This window comes from Acinetobacter sp. UBA2063 (assembly GCF_002333245.1).
GTDB classification, from domain to species: Bacteria; Pseudomonadota; Gammaproteobacteria; order Pseudomonadales; family Moraxellaceae; genus Acinetobacter; species Acinetobacter parvus.
Map to the genome: position 1 here is coordinate 9,848 of NZ_DDAH01000194.1, position 3,370 is coordinate 13,217.

At 42.0% G+C, this 3,370-nt stretch carries 3 protein-coding genes and 1 pseudogene; all 4 read left to right on the forward strand.

Annotated elements, in window-relative coordinates; genetic code table 11:
* Positions 1-172 precede the first annotated feature (172 nt).
* Entirely contained in the window at positions 173-1,186 is a 1,014-nt protein-coding gene (locus B4H32_RS09410; RefSeq protein ID WP_286802572.1) for an aminoglycoside phosphotransferase family protein, read from the forward strand.
* Positions 1,186-1,875, forward strand: a complete 690-nt coding sequence (gene murU / locus B4H32_RS09415) for an N-acetylmuramate alpha-1-phosphate uridylyltransferase MurU (RefSeq protein WP_286802574.1) — start codon at positions 1,186-1,188, stop codon at positions 1,873-1,875. The genes B4H32_RS09410 and murU overlap by 1 nt, the downstream gene beginning before the upstream one ends.
* A 170-nt stretch (positions 1,876-2,045) precedes the next feature.
* Entirely contained in the window at positions 2,046-2,681 is a 636-nt protein-coding gene (gene rsmG / locus B4H32_RS09420; protein ID WP_286802576.1) for a 16S rRNA (guanine(527)-N(7))-methyltransferase RsmG, read from the forward strand.
* Between the two features lie 18 nt (positions 2,682-2,699).
* A pseudogene (locus tag B4H32_RS09425) lies at positions 2,700-3,370 on the forward strand (ParA family protein); the annotation flags it as partial.

Sequence of the window (3,370 nt, forward strand, 5' to 3'; positions counted from 1 at the left end):
CAAAAGTGTCAAAATTGCTGTTGCTAAAGGATTAAATTTAAACTGATGTTTCATTGTCTCATTAACCAGTACGCTAATTCACAATTAATTATTGTCGCATCATAGAGAAAAAGTTGATAAGTGGCTACACTTAAGCTTTCAAAATCTCAGCTAGTTTTAGATTTTATTGCAAATGAATACACAACGTGAACAATTGATACAAACTTGGCTTCAAGCCGTTCTTCAGTCCGATCAATTTGAGATCAGTTTTTTGGCAGGAGATGCAAGCTTTCGCCGTTATGCGCGAATCAAGTTACAAAACAAAACCTATATGCTCATGGATGCGCCACCTGAAAAAGAAGACTGTGTTCCATTTGTGAATATTGATGAGTTCTTTGATGGACATGGGGTTCGTGTGCCACATATCGTCGCCAAGGATTTAACCCAGGGCTTGTTGCTACTTGAGGATTTTGGTGATGTGGTGTTGTCCACTTTGTTGAATGACCAGACAGTCGACCAGTACTATGCACAAAGCTTTAAACAGTTAATCGAGTTACAGCAGGTTGATGGAAAAGATCATTTACCTGTCTATTCTTATGAAAAGCTGATGACAGAAATGCGTCTATTGACTGAATGGATGTTACCATCCTTGAATATTCAGCCTACAGAGCAGCAGCTTGAAACCATTGAGCAGGCATTCGACTTCCTTGCCATTGAAGCAACCCATCAGCCACAAGTCATCGTGCATCGTGATTTTCATAGCCGTAACCTCATGAAAATCGACCATGAGCAAGAGCTTGGTGTGATTGACTTTCAGGATGCAGTGATTGGTGCAGATACCTATGATCTGATCTCGATTACCCGTGATGCTTATGTACAGTGGAATCCTGAGCGTGTCTACGAATGGTTTGAGGTGTTCTATAACTTATTACCAGCGGCAGCAAAAGAAAACCGTAGTTTCAAGCAATTCAAGCGTGATGCTGATTTAATGGCGATTCAACGTCACCTTAAAATTTTGGGTATCTTCGTGCGTTTGTTTGAGCGTGATGGTAAATCGGGTTATTTAAAAGATTTACCGCGTGTGATGTGGTATTTGCTTGAAGAAAGCCAAGGTTACGACGAATTGAATGACTTTATGCAGTTTATTCGTGATGTGGTCATGCCTAAATTTACTGCAAAATATGGTGACTATGAGGTGGTAGCCTAATGAAAGCCATGATTCTTGCTGCGGGTCTCGGCAATCGTATGCGTCCATTGACTTTACATACCCCAAAACCTTTACTTGAAGTGGGTGGCAAGCCATTGATTGTTTGGCACATCGAGAAATTGCAAAAAATTGGTGTGACTGAAATCGTCATCAATACCGCATGGCTAGGCGAAAAACTGGCGAATGCACTGGGTGATGGTTCTCAATTCGGTGTCAAAATCCTATGGTCACATGAGGGTGAGGGTCTTGAAACCGCAGGTGGAATCATCAATGCCTTGCCATTGTTGGGTGATGAGCCATTCATTCTGGTAAATGGAGATGTCTGGACCACCATGGATTTTGCTTCATTATTAGATGTTCAGTTAGGTGAGCAGCAGGCACATTTGGTCTTGGTGGAAAATCCCCCACAACATTTAAAGGGTGATTTTATCCTTTCTAACGGGCTGGCTTATACCTTTGAACAGGAAAAGTTGGGCGAAGCATTAACCTATAGCGGTATTGCTGTGCTTCATCCGCGGATGTTTGTTGGCTTGGAAAATGGCAAGCGACCTTTGGCGCCATTGTTAAAACAGGCAATGCAGCAACAGCAGGTTTCGGCTGAAAAATTACAAGGGATTTGGGTGGATGTTGGCACACCTGAACGTTTGGAGCAGCTAGATCAACAAATTAAGCAAAATAAGTTTTCGTAGTAGGTCATTGTCTTTGTTTGATTGGTATGGAAAAAGACAAAAGCCTACAGGATTGTGCAGTTTATCATGTTTGCCACTGTTTAACTGCATAATCGTTCAACAAGTCCTACTGTGCCTTGTATCAGAAATCGGTATACTGCACGGCAAGTTTATCGAGATGTTACACCGCTATGCATCCTTTTTTTCAAGAATTAAAGCAAGGTAGCCAGGCTTTGGGTTTAAACCTGAGTGATGAGGCCTTAACACTCTTATTGAAATATCAAGATGCTTTGGTGCTATGGAATAAGGCCTACAATCTGACCGCCATTCGTGATCCTAAAGAAATGCTGGTGAAACATTTACTGGATAGCCTGAGTATCCTGAATGATTTGCCTCAGGGCCGTTTGCTGGATGTGGGAACGGGTGGTGGCATGCCAGGCATGATCATTGCCTTATGTCAACCAGAACGTTCCTGTGTGCTTCTGGATTCCAATGGTAAAAAAATTCGTTTTTTAAAACAGTTTATTGCTGATCTAAAGCTGACAAATGTAATTGCAGTGCAAACACGTGTAGAAAATGAAGACAGTATTAACGAGCTTGGTCATTTCGATGTCATTACAAGTCGGGCCTTTGCCTCCCTGACTGACTTTGTCGATGCTGCACAACCTTATATGCATAAACAGAGCATTATTGCCGCAATGAAAGGCTTAATTCCAACCGACGAAGTTGAGCAAATCAAAGATCAATATTCATGTACGGTGATCGAACTTCGTGTACCAAGATTAGATGAACAGCGTCATTTACTGTTACTTCAACGTATTCAATAAAAAATATTAAGGGTAGTCATGGCTCAAATTATTGCAATTGCAAACCAGAAAGGTGGTGTAGGGAAAACCACAACCGCAGTGAATCTTGCCGCATCTTTGGCAATTTTGAAAAAACGTGTCCTGCTGGTCGATATGGATTCACAGGGTAATGCCACTATGGGGTCTGGTGTTCAGAAGAATGATCTTCTTTATTCAATTACGGATGTTTTACTTGGAGAAGTGCCAATTGAAACAGCCATTCAAAAGGCTGAGGTGGGTTATAAGGTTTTGGGTGCAAACCGTGAGCTTGCAGGAGTAGAGCTTGCTATTGCGGAGCAGGATGGGCGTGAATTTATCCTGAAAAATGCCTTACAGGAAGTCGCGTCCTCATTTGACTATATCATTGTGGATTGTGCCCCAAGTTTAAGCCTCATCACTGTGAATGCCTTGGCAGCGGTTGATGGTGTGATTATTCCAATGCAGTGTGAATATTATGCTTTGGAAGGTCTGGCTGACTTGACACAGACTATTGATCGTATACAAAAAGCCCTCAATCCAAACTTGGAAATCATTGGGGTGTTGCGTACCATGTATGATGCCCGTAATGCCCTGACTCGTGATGTGTCGGCAGAGTTAGAGCAGTATTTTGGTAAAAAATTGTATGATACGGTGATTCCTCGAAATATTCGTTTGGCTGAAGCGCCAGCACA

Bases quoted from the DNA above. Each gene is read 5' to 3' on its own strand.
- B4H32_RS09410 (WP_286802572.1), top strand. From the start codon at position 173: ATGAATACACAACGTGAACAATTGATACAAACTTGGCTTCAAGCCGTT.
- murU (WP_286802574.1), top strand. From the start codon at position 1,186: ATGAAAGCCATGATTCTTGCTGCGGGTCTCGGCAATCGTATGCGTCCA.
- rsmG (WP_286802576.1), top strand. From the start codon at position 2,046: ATGCATCCTTTTTTTCAAGAATTAAAGCAAGGTAGCCAGGCTTTGGGT.